Source organism: Streptomyces sp. NPDC048600 (genome assembly GCF_055587025.1).
The window spans coordinates 171,595-195,044 of the sequence record NZ_JBVJGZ010000017.1; the positions used below are offsets into that span (position 1 = coordinate 171,595).

Below are 23,450 nucleotides of genomic sequence, written 5' to 3' on the forward strand. Positions count from 1 at the left end.
GGCCGGGGCGAGCCCCACCCGGTGTCCGCGCTCCACGGCCGGTGCACCGTCGCCCCCCCCCCCCTCCCCCCCTACCCCCTCCCCCCCCCCCCCCCCCCCACCCCCCCCCCCCCCCCCCCCCCCCCTCCCCCCCCTCCCCCGCGTCCGTGGCCGACCGCGAGGGGCGGCGCCGGGCGAGGTCAGGGCTCGAGGGTCAGGGTGTCGCTCGTCTTCTCCTCGACCGCCTTCTCGGTGAACGCCCAGGGCAGCAGCTCGCCCTCGGCCCACTTGTCCGTCTGGTCGGTGTAGTGGGCGTTGTAGGCGTGCCCGGAGGCGCCGGTGAGGTTGATCCAGCGCGACTTGTCGAGGTCGGCGAGGTTCACCACCATGCGCATCGAGGGCACCCAGACGACGCCGTAGCCGCCGGCGGCGTTCCAGCCGGTGGCGTTGACCGTGGCCTCGCCGCCGCCGAGCTTCCACGGACCGCGGTTGAGCATGTACTGGAGGAAGCCGGGGCCTTCGGTGCCGAGCGTCTGGTTCTTCAGGAACAGGCGGTGCAGCCGGCCCCAGCTCCAGGTGTCGATGTCCTTGCCGAGCTTGGCGGTCAGCTCCCAGCGGGCGTCGATCAGGGCGCGTTCGAACAGCTCGTCACGGTTGCTCGCGCCCTCGCGCGTACCGACCTCGGGCGTGGACCACCAGTCGCTGTCCTCGTCCTTCACCAGGTTGCGCACGACCTCGAACCAGCGGTCGCCGCCGTCCGGCTGGGCCTGGTCGGCGTCGCGCTGGCCGCACTCACGCACCGAGCGGTTCTCGTCGGCCGGTCCGGTGGTGTCGGTCGGCTTCACCCACAGGCACTGGCCCTTGGCGCGCAGCTCCTTGGGGAGCTTGTTGCCGAAGGCGAGCTTCAGGATGTTGCGCCAGGTCGAGTTGAAGTACGCGGCGGCCGCCGAGTCGGCATCCTGGGTGTAGTCCCAGCCCTCCAGGAGCTTCTGCGCCTGGCGGACGTCCGGGTCGTCGATGTCGATCTTCAGCAGCATCGGGACGAGCAGCTTGGCGATCTCGCTGCTGTTGTCCAGCTGCATCTGCCGCATGTCGTCGGTGGAGACCTTGCCGCCGCCCTTGATCTTCGACTCGATGAGGTCGTTGATGCGCTGGCTGCGGGTGCCGTAGCCCCAGTCGGTGGTGAGGGTGTACGGGTAGTCGCCCTTGTTCACCACGGCCTGGTTGGCGGTGGCGATGTAGCCGCGGGCGGGGTCGAACTCGTAGGGCAGCTCGTCCTGGTCGATGAAGCCCTTCCATCGGTAGCCGGAGTCCCAGCCGGGCGCGGGGACGGAGCCGTCGTGGCCCTGCGCGCGCGTGGGGATCTTGCCGGGGAGGGTGTAGCCGATGTGGTCCTTGGTGTCGGCGTAGACCAGGTTCTGCGAGGGCACGTCGAACAGCGCGGCCGCGGCGCGGAAGTCGTCCCAGTCGGCCGCCCGGTCCATCGCGAACACGGCGTCCATGGAGGTGCCGGCGTCCAGCGCGGTCCAGCGCAGGGCGATGCCGTAGCCGTCGCCGCGGTCGGGGGCGGAGGTGTCGACGCCGGCCTTGCGGCCGGCCTTGACGAGCTCGTCGTCGCGGTCGGACAGCAGCGGGCCGTTGTCGGTCTCGCGCACGACGATGGTCTTGGACTCGCCGCCGGCGACCTCGATGGTCTCCTCGCGCGTCCTGAAGGGCTTGACCTTGCCGTCGACCTGGTAGCCGTCGCCGGTGAGCTTCTCCAGGTAGAGGTCGGTGACGTCCACACCGGAGTTGGTCATGCCCCAGGCGATGTCCTTGTTGTGGCCGATGATCACACCGGGCAGGCCCGCGAAGGTGTAGCCGCTGACGTCGAACCCGCACTTGTCCGAGACCGTGCGGCAGTGCAGGCCCATCTGGTACCAGACGGACGGCAGCGAGGCCGACAGGTGCGGGTCGTTGGCGAGCAGGGGCTTGCCGGTGATCGTGTGGGCGCCGCCCACGACCCAGGAGTTCGAGCCGATGCCGTTGCCGTTCACGCCGACGGCCTCGGGGAGGTCCTCCAGCACTTCGTAGAGGCCCGAGAGCTGGGTCTGGAGGGCCTCGCCGTCCGCGGAGGCGCCGGAGTCGCCGGACGCGCCGGGGTCGGCTCCGGAGCCGCCGCCCTCGCCCTCGCTCTCGCCACCGTCACCGTCGAAGGTCTCGGTGGACTCGTCGTAGCTGCCCTCCTGGACGATCGCCTTGTGGCGGGCGTAGGGGTAGGCCGGGTACAGGTCCTTGATCTGCTTGGGGCCGAGACGGCTGGTCATCAGGGCGCGGTCGATCTCGTCCTGCATGTTGCCGCGCAGGTCCCACGCCATCGCCTTGAGCCAGGCGACCGAGTCGACCGGGGTCCACTCGGCGGGCTCGTACTCGTTGGCGAAGCCGAGGGCCGCGTACTCCAGGGAGATGTCCTCGCCCTGCTTGCCCTTCAGATAGGCGTTGACGCCCTTGGAGTACGCCTGGAGGTACTTCTTGGTGGAGTCGGACAGCACGCTGTCGTACTCCTTCTTCGCCACCCGGTCCCAGCCCAGGGTGCGCAGGAACTCGTCGTTCTCGACCTGTCCCTCGCCGAACATCTCGGACAGCCGGCCCGAGGTCAGATGCCGCCGCACGTCCATCTCGTAGAACCGGTCCTGCGCCTGCACGAAGCCCTGCGCCATGAACAGGTCCTCCTCGGAGGACGCGTAGATCTGCGGGATGCCGTTGCCGTCACGCTTGACGTCGACGGGGCCCGAAAGGCCCTCGAGCGTGATCGTGCCCTCGGTCTGCGGGAAGCTGGCCCGCACGGTGCTGATGGACCAGTACGAGCCGTAGGCGACGCCGCCGACGAGAGCCAGCACCAGCACAAGCACGAAAAGTCGGGCTTTGCGCCCCTTCTTCCGGCCGGACTTGGCGGGCTTGTGACCCGTTGAGGCGGTGGTGTTGGGGGGCATCGCTGTCCTTGCTGTCCTAACGCGAGCGGCAGGCGGGCTGTGACTTCGAATGAGCGCTGGAGCAACCATAGGCGCAGGGCCCCGCGCCACTGGACCCGGAGTCGGGAAGCCGCGCGGACGGATGTTCGATCTTGCCCGGTCGAGCGTCAAGAAAGCGTCAAGAGTTAGGTAAGGTAACGAAGTAGTTGGATGCGGGATTCCTTGATCTCGTGTCCGATGGACATCAGCGTTCACGCGCGCGTGATTGCCCCCGTGAGCCAGGGAAGGGAACGCCCACTGACAGTCCACGACCTCAACCAGCTCCTGCTCGTCTGCTCGCTCGTCCTGCTCGTCGCCGTGGCCGCGGTCCGGCTCTCCTCGCGCAGCGGGCTCCCCAGCCTGCTCATCTACGTCGGCATCGGCGTCCTGATGGGCCAGGACGGGGTCGGCGACATCCACTTCGACGACGCCGTGCTCACCCAGGTCATCGGGTACGCGGCCCTGGTCGTGATCCTGGCCGAGGGCGGTCTCGGCACGAAGTGGACGGAGATCAAACCGGTCATGCCGGTCGCCACGGCGCTGGCGCTGGCCGGGGTCGCGGTGAGTGTCGGCGTCACCGCCGCGGGCGCGCACTATCTGATCGGGCTGGAGTGGCGCCAGGCCCTGATCATCGGCGCGGTCGTCTCCTCGACCGACGCGGCGGCGGTGTTCTCCGTCCTGCGCAGGATCCCCCTGCCCGCGCGCGTGAGCGGCACCCTGGAGGCCGAGTCCGGCTTCAACGACGCCCCGGTCGTCATCCTGGTCGTCGCCTTCTCCACCGCGGGCCCGGTCGAGCACTGGTACGTGCTGATCCTCGAGATCCTCCTGGAGCTGGCCATCGGCGCGGCCATCGGCCTCGCGGTGGGCTGGCTGGGCGCCTGGGCGCTGCGGCACGTGGCCCTGCCCGCCTCCGGCCTCTACCCGATCGCCGTGGTGGCCATCGCCGTGACCGCGTACGCCGCCGGCGCCCTGGCGCACGGCAGCGGCTTCCTCGCCGTCTATCTCGCGGCGATGGTGATGGGCAACGCCCGGCTGCCCCACTGGCCCGCCACCCGCGGCTTCGCCGAGGGACTGGGCTGGATCGCGCAGATCGGCATGTTCGTCCTGCTCGGCCTGCTCGTCACCCCGCACGAGCTCGGCGACGACATCTGGCCCGCCCTGGTCATCGGCCTGGTGCTGACCATGGTGGCCCGGCCGCTCAGCGTCGTGCTCTGCCTGCTGCCCTTCCGGGTGCCCTGGCCGGAGCAGGCGCTGATGTCCTGGGCCGGGCTGCGCGGCGCCGTGCCCATCATCCTGGCGACGATCCCCATGGTGAGCGGCGTCGAGGGCAGCCGCAGTCTGTTCAACATCGTCTTCGTGCTGGTCGTCGTCTACACCCTGATCCAGGGCCCCACCCTGCCCTGGCTGGCCCGCGCCCTGCGCCTGGGCAACGGGGCCGGCGCCACCGACCTCGGCATCGAGTCCGCGCCCCTGGAGCGGCTGCGCGGGCATCTGCTGTCGGTGTCGATCCCCGAGGGTTCCAAGATGCACGGCGTGGAGGTCAGCGAGCTCCGGCTGCCGGCCGGCGCCGCCGTCACGCTCGTCGTCCGCGACGAAAAGTCGTTCGTGCCGCTGCCCTCGACCGTGCTGCGGCGCGGCGACGAACTGCTCGTCGTCGCCACCGACCCGGTGCGCGACGCCGCCGAGCACCGACTGCGCGCGGTGGGCCAGGGCGGCAAGCTGGCCGGGTGGCTGGGGACGGGCGGGCGGGAGCACGGGAGCCACTGACGCTGCCGCTCGGGAAGCGGGGATCCGTCGGCGCTTCCGCTGCACCCGGGAGCGCGGGAGCCACTGGCGCTTCCGCTCCGGGAGCACGAGAGTCGCCGACGCTTCCGCTCCGCCCCGGGAGCGGGGGAACCGCTGACGCTGCCCCTCCGCCCCGGGAGCGCGCGCCGTTAATGGCATGTTTCGTACCGCTCACACCGCTTTTGATCACAGGCCCATGCCGCTACGGTGCCCACTTTCACAGATGTGACGCGCGTAGACCCCTGTAGGATGAAGGAAGACTTGATCGAACCAACTCTGCCTGACGCAGAGCTGGCGCGACCGTATGGCGGCCGCGACGCCTTCCTCTCGGTGGGGCGCCGGTATCTACCGCAGTTCCGCGCAAGAGGACAGCTCTCGGCGTCGCCCCCCACCCTCAGGGGCGGCGCTACCAGGCGGCAGAAAGGCACGGCCGTGGCGTCCACGGTCACCACCGAGCCGTCGCAGAACTCGCCGGCACCCTCCCGCCCCGGATACGGGCAACTGCTGCGCACCCGCGGCGCCTGGACGTTCCTGCTCCCCGGCTTCGCCGCCCGCCAGCCGTTCGCGATGCTGACCATCTCGATCGTGCTGCTCGTCCAGCACACGACCGGCTCGTACGGGGCGGCGGGCGCCGCCGCGGCCGTCACCGGCGTGTCCATGGCCCTGTTCGCGCCCCTCAGCGGCCGTCTCGCCGACCGCCACGGACAGCGTGCCGTACTGCTCCCCGGTGTCCTGGTGCACGCGGCGTCGGGCCTGACCTTCACCGCGCTCGCGCTCGCCCACGCGCCTCTGTGGGCCCTGTTCGTCGCCGCCGTCCCCACCGGCGCCTCCGTCCCCCAGGTCGGGCCGATGGTCCGTGCCCGCTGGGGCGTGAAGCTCCAGGGGTCGCCCCTGATGTCGACGGCCGCCGCCTTCGAGTCGGTCACGGACGAGTTCACCTTCGTCGTCGGCCCGCTGCTGGCGACGGCCCTGTGCACGGCCGTGGACCCGGCCGCGGGCCTGGTGACCGAGGCCTCGCTGACCCTGCTGGGCGGTCTGCTGTTCGCCGCGCAGAAGAGCACCCAGCCCCGGGTCGCCGCCGACGGGCACGCGCGCGTGCATCACGAGTCCGCGCTGCGTATCCCCGGCGTGCGCGTCCTGATCGTGGCCTTCCTCGGCATCGGCTCGGTCTTCGGCGGCATGCAGGTCTCCCTCGCGGCCTTCACCGAGTCCATCGGCGAGCCCGGCCTGAACGGCGTCCTGTACGGGACCTTCGCCGCGGGCAACATGATCTCCGGCATCGCCTGCGGCGCCATCGCCTGGAAGGCCGCGCCCCGGCAGCGCCTGGTCGTCGGCTACGCCGCGCTCGCGCTCGTCGCGTCCGGCCTGTGGGCCGCGCACTCCGTGCTGGTGCTCGCCGGGCTCGGCCTGCTGGTCGGCATGTGCATCGCGCCCGCGCTGATCACCGGCTACACGCTGGTGGAGAGCCTGGTCCCGGCCGGCGCCCGCACCGAGGCCTTCACCTGGCTGACGGGCGCCGTGGCGCTCGGCCAGGCGGCCGCGGTCACCGTGGCCGGTCAGCTGGAGGACCGCTTCTGGACCGGTGCAGGATTCCTCGTGCCGATGGGCGGCACCGCGCTGGCCCTCGCGACCGTCCTCGCCCTGCGTGCGCACCTCGTCGCACGTCCCCGCGGCATCACCGTCGCGCGTGGCGTCGGTCACCGCGTGCCGGTGACGGTGGACTGAATCCCCGGAATACGTCACTATGGATCGTCGTTAGCACTCATCGAGTGAGAGTGCCAGGAGGAAGACAGTGCCGACGTACCAGTACCAGTGCACCGAGTGCGGCGAGGGCCTCGAGGCGGTGCAGAAGTTCACCGACGACGCCCTGACCGAGTGCCCCGACTGCAACGGTCGCCTCAAGAAGGTGTTCTCCGCGGTCGGCATCGTCTTCAAGGGCTCCGGCTTCTACCGCAACGACAGCCGCGGCTCCTCGTCGAGCAGCTCGCCGGCGTCGTCGTCGAAGTCGTCGTCGTCCTCGACGCCCGCTTCCACGGCTTCCTCGACGTCTTCCGCGTCCTCCTCGTCGTCCTCGGACTCCAAGTCCTCGGGCTCGACGAGCTCGGCGGGCACCTCCGCCGCCTGACGCATCCGCGCGCGGGACCCTGTCGTCGTACGACGACAGGGTCCTCGGCGTTTCCGGGGGCGGGGCGGGTGCGCCGGGTTTCCGCTGCCGGATTCTCGGGGTCCTCCGGGTTCTTGGGGTTCCGGGGGCGGGTCCTCGGGGTTCCGGGGGGTCCTCGGTGATTCCGGTGCCGGGCGCTCGGGTGCAGGCCGCGCGAGTTACCGTGCTCGTCATGGCGAACGCAGACATCGGTGTAATCGGCGGCTCCGGCTTCTACTCGTTCCTGGACGACGTGACCGAGATCCAGGTGGACACGCCGTACGGGCCGCCGAGCGACTCTCTCTTCCTCGGCGAGATCGCGGGCCGGCGGGTCGCGTTCCTGCCCCGGCACGGCCGCGGCCACCATCTGCCGCCGCACCGGATCAACTACCGGGCCAACCTGTGGGCACTGCGCTCCGTCGGCGTGCGCCAGGTCCTCGGCCCGTGCGCGGTGGGCGGGCTGCGCCCGGAGTACGGGCCGGGCACGCTGCTCGTTCCGGACCAGCTGGTGGACCGCACCAAGTCGCGGGTCGGGACGTACTTCGACGGGCTCCCGCTTCCCGACGGCACGGTGCCGAACGTGGTGCATGTGTCGCTGGCCGACCCGTACTGCCCCGCCGGCCGCACGGCCGCGCTGAAGGCCGCGCGCGGCCGCGACTGGGAGCCGGTGGACGGCGGCACGCTGGTCGTCATCGAGGGGCCCCGCTTCTCGACCCGCGCCGAATCGCTCTGGCACCAGGCGCAGGGCTGGTCGGTCGTCGGCATGACCGGCCACCCGGAGGCCGCGCTCGCCCGGGAACTCGAACTCTGCTACTCCTCGCTCACCCTGGTCACCGACCTGGACGCGGGCGCGGAGAGCGGGGAGGGCGTCTCGCACGACGACGTGCTGCGGGTGTTCGCGGAGAACGTGGACCGGCTGCGGGGTGTGCTGTTCGACGCGGTCGCCGCGCTGCCCGCGAACGACGAGCGGGACTGTCTGTGCGTGAACGCGCTGGGCGGGATGGATCCGGGGTTCGCGCTGCCGTAGGTGGGGTGAGGTTCGCGTCGGCTCAGGCGGGGGTTGGGCTGCCGGCCCGAGGCGCCGCGCCTGAGGTGGGTGGCCTGGGGATCGTGACTGGCCCGGGGCCCGGTGTCTGGTGTCTGGTGTCTGGTGTCTGGAGCGGGTGGCCGGTGGAACGCCCCGTTCGGGTGAGGGAGTTGTCCACAGGCGGCCGTGCGTCCACCGGCTCCGACGGACGTCGCGGCGAAGGCCCATCGTGGGGACCGCACACCGATTCCTGTCGCAGGTGGTGGTTCCCATGACTCACGTGTCCCCTCCCCCGTCATCCCCTTACTCCCCTTACTCCTCCGCGCATCCGCCGGGCAGCGACGCCCCGGCCACCTGCGAGGTGCCGCACTTCGCACCCGTCCGCGTACGCGGCGGGCGGTATCGACTGGGCCGGCTCCTCCGGCACCGCAGGCGCGCCCTCGCGGCCGGGCTCGCGGTGACGGCGGCCGCGCTCGTGGCCGCCGGGCCGCACGCCGGGGCCGGTCCGCACCGGGGTGAGCAGACCCGTGGCCATCCCGCTCCGGTCCGGGCCCCGGACCGCAGGGCTCCGGTCCGGCCGGTGAGCGCGCCGGTACGCATCGCCGACGCGGCCACGGTGCGGCTGCTGCGCCCCGGCGACCGTGTCGACGTCATCGCCGCCCAGGAGACGGTGGCGGGCGGCGAGGCGAAGGTGATCGCCCGCGGCGCGCTGGTCACCGAGGTGCCCGAGCCGCTCGCCGGGACCGCGGACGGCGGGACGGACAGCGGGGCGCTGGTCGTGCTCGCCGTGCCCCGCCCCGTGGCGGCACGGCTGGCCGGAGCGAGCGCCACGGCACGGCTGGCGGTGACGCTGTGCTGAACGAAATGCGTCCTTCTCTGCCTGAAACGCTGTCAAGTCGCCCTTTCGAGCGACAGCATTGGACAGCTTGGCCTCACCCTGACGTAGGTTGCGGAGCGGCTTGTTCCACAACCTGTGTGCACGAGGAGAGGCTCCGAAGTGAGCGAGAAGAAGGATCCGGGCGTCTGGGCGGGCTTCAAGGCCTTCCTGACGCGCGGAAACGTCATCGATCTGGCAGTCGCGGTGGTCATCGGTGCCGCCTTCACCAACATCGTCAACTCGGTGGTGAGGGGTGTCATCAACCCGCTGGTCGGAGCGATCGGCACCAAGAACCTCGACAGCTACAGGTCCTGCCTCAAGGGCCCCTGCGTGGTCGCGGCCGACGGGACGGTCACCAGCGGCGTGACGATCCTGTGGGGCTCGGTGCTCGGGGCGACGCTGAGCTTCGTGATCACCGCGGCGGTGGTCTACTTCCTCATGGTGCTGCCGATGGCGAAGTACCTGGCCCGGGTGGAGGCCCAGCGCAAGGCCAAGGAGGGCACCCACGAGCTCATCGAGGTGACCGAGCTGGAGGTGCTGAAGGAGATCCGCGACGCGCTGGTCGCACAGCGGGGCTCGGGCCACAGCGAGAGCTGACGGCGGGGCCGAGGGCGGCCCCGGGGGCACGGTCTTCCCGGGCTGCCCGGCCTGTGCCCCGGTGGGCTGCTCAGAGGTGGTGCGGCGGCTTCTCGTCCAGGAAGCGCCTGAGGTCGTCGGCGCTGTCGCCGGACGGCCGCTCGCCCCATCCGCGGTCCGTGTCGTCCGAGGACTGCTGGGACAGCGGGTCGTCGAAGTTCAGCGCGGACTTCGGATCGCGCGGCTCGGGGGCGGATGCGGTGCTCATGCCTCCAGCGTACGGGGCCGTCGGCGGTGTCCCCGCGCCCCGACGTCCCTTGTTCGCTTGTGAAACCATCCACAAGATTTTCCGGCCGGTATCTGCTGTGCTGGGAGACATGACATCCAGTCCGACTCCGCCGGCGGCGCACTCCGGACCGCCCACCGCCGGCCGGCCGCTGCGCAGACTGACCGCTCGGGGCCGTGACGAGGCCCACCGGGTCGCCTCCCCGCTGGAACTCTTCTTCGACCTGTGTTTCGTCGTCGCCATCGCCCAGGCGGGCGCCCAGCTGGTGCACGCCCTCGCCGAGAACCATGTGGGCGAGGGGATCATGAACTACGCGATGGTCTTCTTCGCCATCTGGTGGGCCTGGATGAACTTCACCTGGTTCGCCTCGGCGTACGACAACGACGACGTGCTCTACCGGGTGGTCACCCTCGTCCAGATCGCCGGTGTGCTGGTGCTCGCGGCCGGTGTCTCGCGGGCGTTCGAGGACCACGACTTCCTGGCCGTCTGGCTGGGCTACGCCATCATGCGCATCGCCATGGCGGCGCAGTGGCTGCGGGCCGCGCGCTCGGCCCGGGGCGCGGAGAGAACCGTGGCCGTGCGCTACGCGGTCGGTGTGCTGCTCTGCCAGGTCGGCTGGCTGGGGCTGCTGTTCTTCCCGGAGGGCGCAAGGCCCTGGGTGTTCCTGGTGATGGCCGTCGCCGAGCTGTGCGTGCCGGTCCTCGCGGAGCGCGGCGCGGGGACCGCCTGGCACCCGCACCACATCGCCGAGCGGTACGGGCTGTTCACCATCATCGTGCTCGGCGAGACCGTCGCGGCGGCCACGGTCGCCGTGAAGACCGGCGTGGACGAGCACGACGCCCTCGCCGACCTGGTGCCGATCGCGACGGGCGGCCTGCTGATCGTCTTCTCCGCCTGGTGGATCTACTTCGCGGTGCCCATCCACGGCCATCTGCGCTCCAACCGGCAGGCGTTCCTGTGGGGCTACGGCCACTACCTGATCTTCGCCTCCGCGGCGGCCATCGGCGCGGGCCTGGAGGTGGCCGTCGAGCAGACGGTCGGCAAGGCGCACATCTCCACCCTGGCCGCCTCCGCCGCCGTGACCCTGCCCACCGCGCTGTATCTGCTCACCGTGTGGGCGCTGCACTCCCGGCACTTCAAGGCGGGCATCGCCCAGCAGGTGGTACTGCCCGCCACGGCTCTGGCCGTCATCTGCTGCACCTTCCTCGGCGACTGGGCCGTGTTCGCCGCGGGCCTGGTGTCGGCGCTGGCGGTGGCGGCCGGCATCGCCCTGACGAGCCGCACGTCGGCACCGGGCGGCGGCAGGTCGAGAGCGACCGCGCCGGTGGCCTGAACGGCACGCCTTCACACGAGAACGGCCTTGCGCGGCCCCGGTCCGGGCAAGACTGGATCACATGACAGTCGACGCTCTGACGGACATCGCCGGTCTGCGCGTGGGGCATGCCACGCGCACCGGCGACGGATGGCTCACCGGCACCACGGTCGTCCTCGCGCCCGAGGGCGGGGTGATCGCCGCCGTCGACGTACGGGGCGGCGGCCCCGGCACCAAGGAGACCGACGCCCTCGACCCGCGCAACGTGGTGCAGAAGATCGAGGCGGTCGTGCTGACCGGCGGCAGCGCCTACGGGCTGGACGCGGCCTCGGGCGTGATGGCTTGGCTGGAGGAACGGGGGCGCGGGGTGTCCGTCGGCCCGGATCCGGCGCACGTCGTGCCCGTCGTGCCCGCCGCCTGCGTCTTCGACCTGGGCCGCGGCGGCGACTTCCGGGCCAGGCCGGACGCCGCCACCGGGCGGGCCGCCGTCGAGGCAGCCGCTGCGGCCGAGGCCGGCGCGCGCGTGGCCGAGGGGAATGTGGGCGCGGGCACGGGCGCGGCGGTCGGGCTGCTCAAGGGCGGGATCGGGACGGCGAGCACCGTGCTCGGCTCCGGGATCACCGTGGCGGCACTGGTGGTGGCCAACGCGGCGGGCTCGGCGGCGGACCCGGAGTCGGGCGTGCTGTACGGGGAGTTGTTCGAGGGGTATCTGGAGCGCCCTGCGGCCGCGGTCCACGCCGCCGCGCGGCTGCGCCTGGACGAGGCCGCCGCGAAGAACGCCCCGCCGCCCCTGAACACCACCCTCGCGGTGGTAGCCACCGACGCGGAGCTGTCGAGGGCGCAGGCGCAGAAGCTGGCGGGCACCGCGCACGACGGCATCGCGCGGGCCGTGCGGCCGGTGCATCTGCTCAACGACGGCGACACGGTGTTCGCGCTGGCCACCGGGGCGCGGCCGCTGGACTCCGGGCGCCCGCTGGCGCTGAACGAGATCCTCGCCGCGGGCGCCGACACGGTGACCCGGGCCATCGTCCGGGCCGTGCGTGCCGCCGGGTCCGTGGACGGTCCGGGCGGGGCCTGGCCGTCGTACGAGGAGCTGTACGGCAGCCGCTGAGGGCAGGCACGGCTTCACCACGGCGGGTGGGCGCGTGCCCGGCCGGTGAACACACGCGCACCCGCCCCGCCCCCGGCGCGGAATCACGGATTCCCCAACGGCCCCTCGCGTACGGCCGATTGTCTTGGTTGTGTCACCGATGGACCACGGGGTGACAGCGCGGGAACCCGCCCGCGTCCGGTCGCCTCTTTCCCCACGCATTGGAGCGGATCACACACACGAACCTGGAGCAGCCCGTGGCAACGCCGGACATAGCCTCGCGTCGCATGATCGCGGCGTGCGCCGCCCTGGCGGTCGGCGCGCTCACCCTGACCGCGTGCGGCGGAAGCGCCGGCGCGGACGACAACAAGAACGGCGGCGGCGACCCCAGGAGCGCCGTGCCGCGGATCGTCATCTCGGCGAAGAACGGCTCGACGGCCGCGTCCATCAACGCCACCGGTGTGAAGGTCAGCGACGGCACGCTGACGAGCGTGAAGATGACCGAGTCGGAGTCGGGCGAGGCCGTACCGGGGGCGATGTCGGCGGACGGCACTAGCTGGCACCCGAAGGAGCAGCTGGAGCGCGGCACGGCGTACCGGATAGCGGCGAGCGCGAAGAACGGGGAGGGCCGGACGGCCGCGGCCGACGCCCGGTTCACGACGGTCTCGGAGGCGAACAGCTACATCGGCACGTATCTGCCGGACGCGGGGACCACGGTCGGTGTGGGGATGCCGGTGTCGTTCACCTTCGACAAGGAGATCAGCGACAAGAAGGCCGTGCAGTCGCACATCGAGGTCACGTCGGACAGCGGGCAGAAGGTCGTCGGGCACTGGTTCGGCTCGCAGCGGCTGGACTTCCGGCCCGAGGAGTACTGGAAGGCCGGCTCGAAGATCACGATGAAGATCGACCTGGACGGCGTGGAGGGACCGAACGGCGCCTACGGCGTGCAGAAGAAGACCGTCACCTTCACCGTCGGCCGCTCCCAGATCTCCACGGTCGACGCCTCCACGCAGACGATGACGGTCGTCCGGGACGGCAGCACCCTCAAGACGCTCCCGATCTCGGCGGGCAGCCCGGACAACACCACCTACAACGGCCAGATGGTGATCTCCAGCAAGGCCGAGCAGATGCGGATGGACGGCTCGACGGTCGGCTTCGCCGGGCAGTACGACATCGAGGACGTTCCCCACGCCATGCAGCTGACCGGCTCGGGGACGTTCATCCACGGCAACTACTGGTACGACCAGGCCAACCCGCCGTTCGGGCGCGCGGGCACGAGCCACGGCTGCGTGGGGCTCCAGGACGCCCAGGGCGCGCAGGGGGACACGCCGGGCAAGTGGTTCTTCGACAACTCGATGATCGGGGACGTGGTGATCGTGAAGAACTCCGCCGACAAGGAGGTCGCCCCGGACAACGGGCTCAACGGCTGGAACATGGCGTGGGACGACTGGGTCGCGGGCAGCGCGGTCTGACCGGGTGTCCTGGGGGTAAATGGCCTGTGGCCAGGGGGTTTTGACAGAGTGTCGGGCCGTTCGGGAACTTCCCCGGCGGCCCGTCCGTTTTCCCCACGTACGTTTTCTCGGTTCCCGGACATGATGTCCGACCGAGGGGCTACGGTATGCACCCACAAGGTGACATGCAGCAACGCCGGGAGAAACCTTGAGCGTTCCGTACGACACGGAAGCGTACGAACCACACGAGTCGCCGGAGTCTCCGGAGGAGCATCTCGCGCGACTGCTCGGCCGCGCCCTGAACTCCTTCGAACTGCCCGACGACGTGATACGACAGCTCGACACCGCGCTGGCGCACGACAGTTCGCTGCACTCCGCCCACCACAGCGCGGGCCTGCACCGGGAGACCTACCGGCACACCTGGCTGCTGGCCGACGGCTCGGCGCTCACCCTGTGGGAACTGGTGCACAACACCTTGTCGGGAGCCACACAGCACGAGGTGTACGTCGACGAGGAGGAGCTGCGCGCGGCCACCGACCGGCTCCCGCTGCCGCCCGCGCTCCCCGACTTCGAGCTGCCGGCGCTCACCCCGCTGTCGTCCCCGCCGGGCCCGCGGCACGCGTATGTGCCCGACGACTCGGCGGATCACGCGCGCCGACTGCTGCGCCGGGCGGAGAACCCGGACCGGCCGGACGCGGAGACGGCCGCGCTGCTGGCCACGGCGTTCGCGCACCAGATCACCCAGGCGTTCGGGCGGCCGTGCCGCGCGGGGCGGATCGGGCTGGGATTCGCGCTCTACGAGCACGCGTTCCTGCTGCGCGACGGCAGGGAGCTGTCCCTGTGGGAGGCCGAACACACGGCCACGCCCGACGGGCGGCACATGTGCGAGGTGTACTGCAGTGAGGACGCCGCGCGCGAGGCGATGGAGCGGCGCGCGGCGCAGGTCACCTGATCCGTGCCAGGGGCGCGGCGTCGCCCCGGTGAACCACGCCGGTGATCCGCCGCGCGGTCAGTGACCTTCGGCGAACTGCCGCACGAGGCCCGCGAAGGCGTCCCGTTCGGCGGGGGTCAGCTCGACCGACTCCAGGTCGGGAGCCGTCTGCCGCTGACGCGGAAGCGCGGGCAGTGCGACCGGGCCCGGCATCTGTGCGGCGGCCTCGAAGCGGCCACGGCGCAGCGCCCGGCTGAGGCCGACCGCCCAGGCGGCGGCGCCCACGGCGAGGACGGCCACCCCCGCCCACTGGAGGATCGAGACATGCTCAGGCATACATCCCAGTAGACACCACGCTCCGGGCGTTCGACTCGGACCGTGATGTATCTCGCAGGTGGTGCAGTTGGCTTGTTATTGCCCAGGTGCCGTGAATCTGGCCGAAAAAGAGCGAACAGCACACGAGCCCTCAAAGGGGCAGGCTGCCGTCCCCGTGCCCTCCTTCCGGGCAGTCGACGCTCCCCCTTCCGGGGCCGTCGGCACGCCCCCCGCTCCGGGCCGTCGGCGTACCTCCCGGCCGGGTCGCCGGGAAATCACGCTCCTCGGCGTGACAGACGCGGGAAAGGGGGAACCCGGGGCACCTGGGGTGACGGAGGCGCAGGGGCGGGGAATCCTCTCCTCCGTCCGGGGGCGCGGCCGTTCGGGGCGGCCCGCCCCCAGGGGCCGTCGGCGCCCTGCCGCATCCCGTGGACCATGTCGTCCGCCGCCGTCACCAGGCCGCCGGCTCTCGTGAGAACGGGCCTCCGCCCCGTCCCGCGACGCGGTCGCGCGGGAGGGGCGGAGGCCCGTGGAAGACGGCTCGCAGGCCGTCAGGAGGTTTCGTCCGGCTCAGTTCGCCGCACGCGAAGCGCTCTTCGGGTCGTGGTCGTGCGCGCCACCCGCGACGACCCCGGCAGGCACCTCGTCCGCGCCCCGCGCGGCCCCGGCACCCTCGACGCCACGGGCGTCCTCGACGCTCCCGGCACCCTCGGCACCTTCGAAGGCGGCCGCCTCCGCGTGCTCGGCCGACCGCTTGGGCAGCGCGAACATCAGCAGGAAGATCGCGCCCATCACGGCGACGACGTAGCCCAGCGCGTGCTGGAAGCCGTTCACGAACTCCGGGCCCATCTGCGCCGGGGCCACCTTCTCGTCGATCACCCCGAAGAAGACGACGGACACCAGGCCGAGCCCGAGGGCGTTGCCCATCTGGTTGACCGTGTTGATGAGGCCGGAGGCCGAACCGGCGTGCTCGCGCGGGACCTCGGACAGCACCGCGTCGGTCAGCGGGGCGAAGATCAGACCCATGCCCGCACCCATCACGACCAGCGGCGGGATCATCTGCCAGGGCGTGATGTCCAGCCCGAAGTGCTCGGACTCCCACCGGTAGAGCAGCACTCCGGCCGCCAGCACCAGCGCGCCCGCCTGGAGGACCTTGCGCCCGAACCGGGGCACCAGCTTCTGCACGGACATCCCCGCGGCCACCGACACCGCGATGGAGAACGGCACGCCGGTGAGTCCGGCCTTCAGCAGGCCCCAGCCCAGACCGATCTGGAGGTACAGCGTCCAGACCAGGAAGAAGATGCCGAGCCCGACACCGAAGACGATCTGTACGGCGATGCCCGCGGCGAAGCTCTTGACGCGGAACAGCGACAGTTCGATCAGCGGGGAGCCGTCCCGCGCGGTCTTGTACCGCTCGTAGGCGACCAGCGCGCCGAAGACCAGGAGCGAGCCGGCCATCGAGAGGTAGCCCCACAGCGGCCAGTCCAGCTCACGGCCGCGGGTGAGCGGGTAGAGCAGCATCAGCAGGCCGAGGGTCACCAGCGCGACGCCCACCAGGTCCAGCTTCAGCGCCTTCGGGGCGCGGGACTCGGTGATGAACGCGCGGCCCAGCAGCAGTCCGGCGATGCCCACGGGCAGGTTGATGAGGAAGATCGGCCGCCACTCCAGGCCGAAGAGGTTCCACTCCGTCAGCAGCGCGCCCAGCAGCGGGCCGAGCACCGCGCCCATGCCCACGACCGCGCCGAACAGGCCGAACACCTTGCCGCGCTCGTGCGCCGGGAAGGTCGCGTGCACGATCGCCAGCACCTGGGGCACCATCAGCGCCGCCATACCGCCCTGGAGGATGCGCGCGGCGACCAGCATGTCCGGGTTCGACGCGAGGCCGCACAGCGCGGAGGCGATGGTGAAGCCGCCGATGCCGAGCAGGAACAGCCGCTTGCGGCCGTAGATGTCACCGAGCCGTCCACCGGTGATCAGCCCGGCTGCGAAGGCCAGGGCGTATCCGGCGGTGATCCACTGTATGTGGCTGAAGGAGGCGCCGGTGTCCTGCTGGATGGACGGAATGGCGATGTTGACGATCGTGACGTCGACGAGGTCCATGAAGGCCGCGGTCATGACGATGGCAAGGGCGAACCAGCGACGCCGGTCGTTCGGCTCCGGCTGCCCCTGAGGGCTGCCCGAGCTGCCCGGGGCGGGTGCGGAGGTGGTCTCGGTGGAGGTCATGAGACAAAGCTAGAGGTTCATTAGGCCAGATCGTGTCCTAGTTCCGAGGCATCCTCTTTTCCATGACGACGGACACCCCGGCACGGCTCCTCCAGTTGCTGTCCCTGCTCCAGACGCCCCGGGAATGGCCCGGCGGCGAGCTGGCCGACCGGCTCGGCGTCTCCCGGCGCACGGTCCGGCGCGATGTCGACCGGCTGCGCGAACTCGGCTACCCGGTCCAGGCCACCAAGGGCTCCGACGGCGGCTACCGTCTCGTCGCGGGCAAGGCGATGCCCCCGCTCGTGCTCGACGACGAGGAGGCCGTGGCCATCGCGGTGGGCCTGCGGGCCGGCGCCGGGCACGCGGTCGAGGGCGTCGACGAGGCGTCCGTGCGCGCGCTGGCCAAGCTGGAGCAGGTCCTGCCGTCCCGGCTGCGCCGCCGGGTGACCACCCTCCAGGCCGCGACGACTGCCCTGACCAGCGGCGACGGCCCGAGCATCGCACCCGAGACGCTCACCGTGATGGCCTCGACGGTGGCCGGCCACGAGCGACTGCGCTTCGCCTACCGGGCCAAGGACGGCATCGAGTCCCGCCGTCTGACCGAGCCGTACCGGCTGGTGTCCACCGGCCGCCGCTGGTACCTCGTCGCCTACGACCTCGACCGCGCCGACTGGCGCACCTTCCGCGTCGACCGGGTCAGCGAACCCTTCGCCACGGGCGCGCGGTTCGCGCCGCGGGAGCTGCCGACGGGCAGCGCCGCGGAGTATCTGCGGCAGTCCATCGGCAGGCGCCAGGAGTCCTACGACTTCGCCGTCACGTTCGCCGCTCCCGCCGAGGCCGTGGCAGCCCGGCTCCCCGCGTGGCTGAGCCCGCCCGAGCCGCTCGACGCCGGCACCTGCCGACTGCGCGGGACGAGCGGCGATCCGGTCGAGTGGCTGGCCGTACGGCTCGTCATGCTCGGCCATGACTTCACGGTCCAGGAGCCCGCCGAACTGGTTGCGTGCGTCCGCGAGTTGGGCGCCCGCCTCACACGCGCGGCGGGGTGATCCGACGGCGGCGGAGCGCGGCAGGACCACCCGCTCGGCGCCGCGCTTGCGCAGCCGCTGGACCACTCGCTCAGCGCCGCGCTAGCGCAGCCGCCAGTCGAACCCCTTCAGCGCCTCCAGGTTCCTCAGGGCCAGTGCCGCCGGCCCCCGCGCTCCCCCGGGAAGCGCGTCACCGGACGCCCACGCCTGCACGGCCGTCCGTACGGCGGCACTGGCGACGGCGGCCAGGAACCGCTGCCCCGCGCCGTCCTCTGCCTGCGCGCCCCGGGCAACGTTGTCATCACCGTCCGCCCGGGACCCACCCGGCCTCCCGCTCGCCCCGTCCCCCGCTCCGGCCCCGGCCCCGGCCCGATCCGCCAGCACCTCGCCCAGCGTCTGCTCCGAGGCCTGGCACACCTCCGCCCACACCTTGCGCAGGGCGGGGCTGGAGTCCGCGAGCCGGATCAGGGTGCGCGCCCACTCCCAGGAGGCAGCCGACACCCCGGCTCCGGCACCAGACCCAGCACCGGTGCCGGCACCGGCACCGGCACCGGCACCGGGCATCAGCGTGTGCCGTACGGCGTGCTCCAGCGCCTCCGGCACGTCCAGCCCGGCCGGGGCCTCGCGCACGGCGTCCGTCCAGCGCCGCGCCCCGGCCGCGTAGAGCGGCGCGACGGCCTCCTCCTTGGAGGCGAAGTAGCGGTAGAACGTCCGCGGGGCGACACCGGCGGCCTGGGCGATGTCCTCGGCACGGGTCGCCTTCAGGCCACGGCTGACGAAGAGCCTCGCGGCCGCGCGGGCGATGTCCATGCGGGTCTCGGCCTTGCGCCGCTCGGTCAGGGACGCGGAGGAACCGGGCCGATTCTGCCCGGAGGTGGTACTGCTCACGTCGGCAGGCTATGCCGATGTGGCACAATCTGCCATCCGGCGGGCCACCCCGGGGTTCAGGTCCGGGGTGCCCCGTCCTTCCATGTCCGCGTGCCCGTCCGGCCGGCGGGCACCCGCCCCCGCCCGTATGGGCACCCGCACCCTTCCGCCGTTCACGCCGGGCGGGCAAAAGAGCCGGGCCCCGGCGCTCAGGGGGGGGAGAGACGCCGAAGCCCGGCTCGGGAAAGTCCCGGCACCGGGGGGAGTGCGTCGGGACGTGGACGGAAGGTCTTCGCGGACGAGCGGTCGTACCGGGTCGTACCGGAGCCTCGCGGCACAGGCGGAACGGTCCTGCGCGCAGGCCCTCGGAGGCCGCGTTCCGCACGCCGGGTGCGAACCCGCTTGCCCTGAAGGGTTGTTCCCGCCGCCTCAGGGGTTGAAGCGACGGAACACAGCCATGTTTGCGCGGCCTTGCGCCACCCGGCGTACGCCCCTGTCGCCCGCGACAAAACCCGCTCCCGGGCCATGCCCCGGCCACCCCTGCGGCAGCCTCGGTCGGCAACCCCCGGAACGACAGGCCGCCTTCGGGCACCCGGCACCCCGCCGCGCCCGGCGCCCCACCGTGTCCGTCAGGTCAGGTCACCCGTGTCCCTCAGGTCACCGCATCCGTCAGGCCGCCGCGTCGAAGCCGGTCTGGTGGGCCAGCTTCTTCAGCTCCAGCAGCGCGTGCTTCTCGATCTGGCGGATGCGCTCACGGGTCAGCCCGTGCTCCTTGCCGACCTCGGTCAGCGTGCGCTCCCGGCCGTCGTCGATGCCGTAGCGCATCTTGATGATCGAGGCCGTGCGCTGGTCCAGGCGGCCGATGAGGCCGTCCAGTTCCTCGCTGCGCAGCAGGGTCAGCACCGACTGCTCCGGCGACACCGCGGAGGTGTCCTCCAGGAGGTCGCCGAACTGGGTCTCGCCCTCGTCGTCGACCGACATGTTCAGCGAGACCGGGTCACGGGCCCAGTCCAGGACGTCACCGACGCGCTCCGGCGTGGTGCCGAGCTCCACGGCGATCTCCGTGTGCTCCGGCTCACGGCCCTGGTCACGGTTGAACTCGCGCTGCACGCGCCGGATCCGGCCGAGCTCCTCCACCAGGTGGACGGGCAGGCGGATGGTGCGGGACTGGTCCGCTATGGACCGCGTGATGGCCTGACGGATCCACCAGGTGGCGTACGTCGAGAACTTGAAGCCCTTGCGGTAGTCGAACTTCTCGACCGCGCGCACCAGTCCGGCGTTGCCCTCCTGGATCAGGTCCAGCAGGGGCAGGCCGCTGCGCGGGTAACGGCGGGCTACGGCCACGACCAGCCGGAGGTTGGAGCGGATGAAGACGTCCTTCGCGCGCTCGCCCTCCTCCACGAGGGCCTCCAGCTCATCCCGGGTGGCGTCGGCCTTGGACGCCTCGTACCCGTCGAGGACCTGCTGCGCGAACACACCCGCTTCGATCGTCTGCGACAGCTCGACCTCCTTGGCGGCGTCGAGCAGCGGCGTGCGCGCGATCTCGTCGAGATACATGCCGACCAGGTCGCGGTCGGCGATCTCGCCGCCATGGGTGCGAACACTGCTGGCCGCGTCTGCGGTCTCGCCGGTGGCGGACTTACGACGGGCGACGGCACGGGTTGCCATGCGTGCTCCCTTGCGATGGTGGGGTCAGCGGGCGGTCGGGACACTGGATCACTCTCGTCGGGTGCCCTGCATCCGATGGAAACAACGACTGGAATCAGGACAGAATTCCCAACCCGTCCCTCGATTTTTCTGATCATGCAGTACCCTGTGCCGCCAACAAGGGGGTCGGATGCTGTCGGAACCGTCGGAAGTGCAGGTCAGAGCGGGGATCGAGGAAGATCTCGAGGCTCTCACCGACCTCTACAACCATTACGTCCGCGAGACGCCCATCACCTTCGACACCGGCGTCTTCACCGCTCGGGAGCGCCGCCCGTGGCTGCTCTCCCACCCTGAAGACGGCCCGTACCGCCTGAAGGTTGCTCTGGACGCCGGTACCCGGGACGTCCTCGGCTACGCCACGTCGAGCCCGTTCCGCGCGAAGCCGGCCTACGCGACCTCGGTGGAGGTCACGGTCTACGTCGCTCCGCACGCGGGCGGGCGTGGCATCGGCACGCTGCTGTACAAGGCGCTGTTCGAGGCCCTCGCGGGCGAGGACGTGCACCGCGCGTACGCGAGCATCGCCCAGCCCAACGAGGCCTCGGTACGGCTGCACGAGCGCTTCGGCTTCCGGCACGTGGGCACGTACCGCGAGGTGGGCCGCAAGTTCGGCCGCTACTGGGACGTGGCCTGGTACGAGAAGGAGCTGTAGCCCCGCGCGGGGGTCACGAGTCTCGTCCGAGAGCCCCGCGCGAGGCCCACCGGCCTCATCCGAACCGCACGGAACTCAGCCGAACTGCACGGACCGCTTGGCCAGTCCCATCCAGAACCCGTCGATCACCGACTTCTGTTCCGCGAGCCCGCCGCCCGCGTCGGCGGCCCCCATGGTCACGAACAGCGGGGCGAAGTGCTCGGTACGCGGATGGGCGAGCCGTCCGGCGGGGGACTTGGCCGTGAAGTCGAGCAGCGCGTCCACGTCGACCGCCTCCAGCGCGTGCCGCCCCCAGTCGTCGAACTCGGCCGACCAGCCGGGAACGCCGGTGTGCCGGAGCGCGGCGAGGTTGTGCGTGAAGAAGCCGGAGCCGACGATGAGCACGCCCTCGTCGCGCAGCGGGGCGAGCCTGCGGCCGATCTCCATCAGCCGCACGGGGTCGAGGGTCGGCATGGAGATCTGGAGGACCGGGATGTCGGCCTCCGGGTACATCTCCACGAGCGGCACATAGGCCCCGTGGTCGAGCCCGCGGTCGGGGATGTCCTGCACCGGCATACCGGGGGCGCGCAGCAGCTTGCGTACGGAATCGGCCAGTTCGGGCGCGCCCGGGGCGTCGTAGCGGACGCGGTAGTAGTGCTCGGGGAAGCCCCAGAAGTCGTAGACCAGCGGCACGGTCTCCACCGAGCCGAGCGCCAGTGGGGCCTCCTCCCAGTGCGCGGAGACCATGAGGACCGCCTTCGGCCGGGGCAGTCCGGCGGACCAGGCGGCGAGCTGGCCGGGCCAGACGGGGTCGTCCGCGAGCGGCGGGGCCCCGTGGGACAGGTACAGGGCGGGCATGCGCTCCTGGGTGGCGGACATGACGACGACTCCCTCCGGAGGCCTGACTGACGCTTGAACTTTAAAGCTTCCTCTCGGTACGAGGCTAGGCCAGTCTTGTTTAAACTTCAAGGACTACGGCCGTAGAGTGGACCCATGAACACGGCACCCGCACCCACCGGCGCAGCCGCGGCCGATCGCACGCCCTTCGGCGAGCCCCACTGGCTCACCGCCGAGGAGCAGCGCGTCTGGCGCTCCTACCTCCATGCCACCACCCTGCTGGAGGACCACCTCGACCGCCAGCTCCAGCGCGACGCGGGCATGCCGCACATCTACTACGGCCTGCTCGTACGGCTCGGCGACGCCCCTGAGCGGCGGCTGCGGATGACCGAGCTGGCCATGGACGCGAAGATCACCCGGTCCCGGCTCTCGCACGCCGTCGCGCGGCTGGAGAAGAACGGCTGGGTGCGCCGGGAGAACTGCGACTCCGACAAGCGCGGCCAGTTCGCCGTGCTCACCGACGACGGGTACGAGGTGCTGCGCCGCACCGCGCCCGGCCATGTCACCGCCGTACGGCAGGCCCTGTTCGACCGGCTCACCCCGGAACAGCAGAAGTCCCTCGGCGAGATCATGCAGATCGTCGCCGAGGGACTTCAGCCCCCGGACGCGGGAGCGGACCTGCCCTGGCTGCGCTAGAGCCCTCGCTCTGCGCGGCCCGGGCAGGTCCGGGGAGTCGTACGGACGAGGCGTCCCCTTCCTGGTCCGTACGAACGGGCCCTGCGGGATTCCTCCGTCGGGACCGGTGGGTCAGTGGGCGACCACCGGGACCGGGACCTCGTCGTCGGCGCCCTCGCCGGAGGCGACGGGGGTGCTGCCGGGCCGGCCCGCGTTGACCAGGGTCAGGGCGATCACGGCGGCGGCCACCAGGATGCCGACCGCGAACCAGATCGCGCTGGTGTAGCCCTCGACCATGCCCTCCAGCTGCACCAGCTGCTGCTGCGAACGCCCGGCCGCCGAGCCGATGTGGTCGGCGACGTACGCGGTCGTCGCGGACGCCGCGATCGTGTTCAGCAGCGCGGTACCGATCGCGCCGCCCACCTGCTGGCTGGTGTTCACCATCGCCGACGCCACCCCCGAGTCCTGCGGCCTGACGCCCTGCGTGGCCAGCGACATCGCCGGCATGAACGCCGAACCCATGCCCAGACCCAGCAGCAGCATCGCCGGCAGCAGCAGCGCCGCGTACGACGACCCGATCTCCATCTGCGTCAGCAGCAGCATGCCCACCGCCGCGACCAGGAAGCCCGGACCCATCAGCAGCCGCGGCGCGACCCGCGTCATCAGCCGCGTACCGATCTGCGTGGAACCCGTGATCATGCCCACGATCATCGGCAGGAACGCGAACCCGGTCTTCACCGGCGAGTA

The 23,450-nt window shown here is 71.6% G+C and carries 21 protein-coding genes; 13 read left to right on the plus strand and 8 right to left on the minus strand.

Features of this window, described 5'->3' with window-relative positions:
* Positions 1-179: 179 nt before the first annotated feature.
* The gene (locus ACZ6SQ_RS23370; protein WP_469565123.1) at positions 180-2,951 is read right to left on the minus strand and encodes a penicillin acylase family protein; all 2,772 of its coding nucleotides are present in this window, start codon (positions 2,949-2,951) and stop codon (positions 180-182) included.
* A gap of 216 nt (positions 2,952-3,167) precedes the next feature.
* On the opposite strand from ACZ6SQ_RS23370, the gene ACZ6SQ_RS23375 reads away from it, so the two are divergent.
* From ACZ6SQ_RS23375 to ACZ6SQ_RS23400, 6 genes are all read left to right on the plus strand, one after another.
* On the plus strand, positions 3,168-4,736 hold the full coding sequence (locus ACZ6SQ_RS23375) for a potassium/proton antiporter (protein WP_469565125.1): 1,569 nt from the start codon (positions 3,168-3,170) through the stop codon (positions 4,734-4,736).
* Positions 4,737-5,186: 450 nt separating this feature from the next.
* Positions 5,187-6,479, plus strand: coding sequence for an MFS transporter (locus ACZ6SQ_RS23380; RefSeq protein WP_469565127.1), 1,293 nt, complete (start codon positions 5,187-5,189; stop codon positions 6,477-6,479).
* 67 nt (positions 6,480-6,546) lie between these two features.
* Positions 6,547-6,879 (plus strand): FmdB family zinc ribbon protein, encoded by a 333-nt coding sequence (locus tag ACZ6SQ_RS23385; RefSeq protein WP_469565129.1) that lies wholly within the window; start codon positions 6,547-6,549, stop codon positions 6,877-6,879.
* A 211-nt stretch (positions 6,880-7,090) separates the two neighbouring features.
* On the plus strand, positions 7,091-7,924 hold the full coding sequence (locus tag ACZ6SQ_RS23390; protein WP_469565131.1) for an S-methyl-5'-thioadenosine phosphorylase: 834 nt from the start codon (positions 7,091-7,093) through the stop codon (positions 7,922-7,924).
* 271 nt (positions 7,925-8,195) lie between these two features.
* Positions 8,196-8,783 (plus strand): hypothetical protein, encoded by a 588-nt coding sequence (locus ACZ6SQ_RS23395; RefSeq protein WP_469565133.1) that lies wholly within the window; start codon positions 8,196-8,198, stop codon positions 8,781-8,783.
* 138 nt (positions 8,784-8,921) lie between these two features.
* The gene (locus ACZ6SQ_RS23400; RefSeq protein ID WP_389331313.1) at positions 8,922-9,398 is read left to right on the plus strand and encodes a large conductance mechanosensitive channel protein MscL; all 477 of its coding nucleotides are present in this window, start codon (positions 8,922-8,924) and stop codon (positions 9,396-9,398) included.
* Positions 9,399-9,468: 70 nt separating this feature from the next.
* Here ACZ6SQ_RS23400 and ACZ6SQ_RS23405 read toward each other — a convergent pair whose 3' ends face one another.
* A complete protein-coding gene (locus ACZ6SQ_RS23405) occupies positions 9,469-9,645 on the minus strand; it encodes a hypothetical protein (protein WP_386386902.1) in 177 nt (58 codons plus the stop codon).
* 109 nt (positions 9,646-9,754) lie between these two features.
* On the opposite strand from ACZ6SQ_RS23405, the gene ACZ6SQ_RS23410 reads away from it, so the two are divergent.
* The 4 genes from ACZ6SQ_RS23410 (at position 9,755) to ACZ6SQ_RS23425 (ending at position 14,468) form a co-directional block, all read left to right on the plus strand.
* Positions 9,755-10,996 (plus strand): low temperature requirement protein A, encoded by a 1,242-nt coding sequence (locus ACZ6SQ_RS23410; RefSeq protein ID WP_469565136.1) that lies wholly within the window; start codon positions 9,755-9,757, stop codon positions 10,994-10,996.
* 61 nt (positions 10,997-11,057) lie between these two features.
* Positions 11,058-12,086: a P1 family peptidase gene (locus ACZ6SQ_RS23415; protein WP_469565138.1), complete on the plus strand. Its 1,029-nt coding sequence runs from the start codon at positions 11,058-11,060 to the stop codon at positions 12,084-12,086.
* A 236-nt stretch (positions 12,087-12,322) separates the two neighbouring features.
* Positions 12,323-13,537: a L,D-transpeptidase gene (locus ACZ6SQ_RS23420; protein WP_469565140.1), complete on the plus strand. Its 1,215-nt coding sequence runs from the start codon at positions 12,323-12,325 to the stop codon at positions 13,535-13,537.
* A gap of 187 nt (positions 13,538-13,724) precedes the next feature.
* Positions 13,725-14,468, plus strand: coding sequence for a DUF6227 family protein (locus ACZ6SQ_RS23425; protein ID WP_469565142.1), 744 nt, complete (start codon positions 13,725-13,727; stop codon positions 14,466-14,468).
* A gap of 57 nt (positions 14,469-14,525) precedes the next feature.
* On the opposite strand, the gene ACZ6SQ_RS23430 is transcribed toward ACZ6SQ_RS23425, so the two are convergent.
* Both ACZ6SQ_RS23430 and ACZ6SQ_RS23435 read right to left on the minus strand, forming a co-directional pair.
* Positions 14,526-14,783: a hypothetical protein gene (locus tag ACZ6SQ_RS23430; protein WP_469565144.1), complete on the minus strand. Its 258-nt coding sequence runs from the start codon at positions 14,781-14,783 to the stop codon at positions 14,526-14,528.
* 549 nt (positions 14,784-15,332) lie between these two features.
* On the minus strand, positions 15,333-16,985 hold the full coding sequence (locus tag ACZ6SQ_RS23435; protein ID WP_469565147.1) for an MFS transporter: 1,653 nt from the start codon (positions 16,983-16,985) through the stop codon (positions 15,333-15,335).
* Between the two features lie 62 nt (positions 16,986-17,047).
* Here ACZ6SQ_RS23435 and ACZ6SQ_RS23440 point away from each other — a divergent pair, with 62 nt between their 5' ends.
* A complete protein-coding gene (locus tag ACZ6SQ_RS23440; protein ID WP_386386892.1) occupies positions 17,048-18,010 on the plus strand; it encodes a helix-turn-helix transcriptional regulator in 963 nt (320 codons plus the stop codon).
* Between the two features lie 81 nt (positions 18,011-18,091).
* Here ACZ6SQ_RS23440 and ACZ6SQ_RS23445 read toward each other — a convergent pair whose 3' ends face one another.
* Together ACZ6SQ_RS23445 and ACZ6SQ_RS23450 are read right to left on the minus strand one after the other, a co-directional pair.
* A complete protein-coding gene (locus tag ACZ6SQ_RS23445) occupies positions 18,092-18,799 on the minus strand; it encodes a TetR/AcrR family transcriptional regulator (protein ID WP_469565169.1) in 708 nt (235 codons plus the stop codon).
* 726 nt (positions 18,800-19,525) lie between these two features.
* On the minus strand, positions 19,526-20,524 hold the full coding sequence (locus ACZ6SQ_RS23450; protein WP_389331336.1) for a sigma-70 family RNA polymerase sigma factor: 999 nt from the start codon (positions 20,522-20,524) through the stop codon (positions 19,526-19,528).
* Positions 20,525-20,693: 169 nt separating this feature from the next.
* Between ACZ6SQ_RS23450 and ACZ6SQ_RS23455 the strand changes: the two genes are divergently transcribed.
* Positions 20,694-21,212: a GNAT family N-acetyltransferase gene (locus ACZ6SQ_RS23455; protein WP_469565149.1), complete on the plus strand. Its 519-nt coding sequence runs from the start codon at positions 20,694-20,696 to the stop codon at positions 21,210-21,212.
* A 75-nt stretch (positions 21,213-21,287) separates the two neighbouring features.
* Here ACZ6SQ_RS23455 and ACZ6SQ_RS23460 read toward each other — a convergent pair whose 3' ends face one another.
* Positions 21,288-22,070, minus strand: a complete 783-nt coding sequence (locus ACZ6SQ_RS23460) for a dioxygenase family protein (protein ID WP_469565151.1) — start codon at positions 22,068-22,070, stop codon at positions 21,288-21,290.
* Positions 22,071-22,184: 114 nt separating this feature from the next.
* On the opposite strand from ACZ6SQ_RS23460, the gene ACZ6SQ_RS23465 reads away from it, so the two are divergent.
* Positions 22,185-22,724: a MarR family winged helix-turn-helix transcriptional regulator gene (locus tag ACZ6SQ_RS23465; protein ID WP_469565153.1), complete on the plus strand. Its 540-nt coding sequence runs from the start codon at positions 22,185-22,187 to the stop codon at positions 22,722-22,724.
* Between the two features lie 111 nt (positions 22,725-22,835).
* Here the strand turns inward: ACZ6SQ_RS23465 and ACZ6SQ_RS23470 are convergent.
* On the minus strand, positions 22,836-23,450 hold a 615-nt coding region (locus tag ACZ6SQ_RS23470; protein ID WP_469565155.1), incomplete at its 5' end, for an MFS transporter.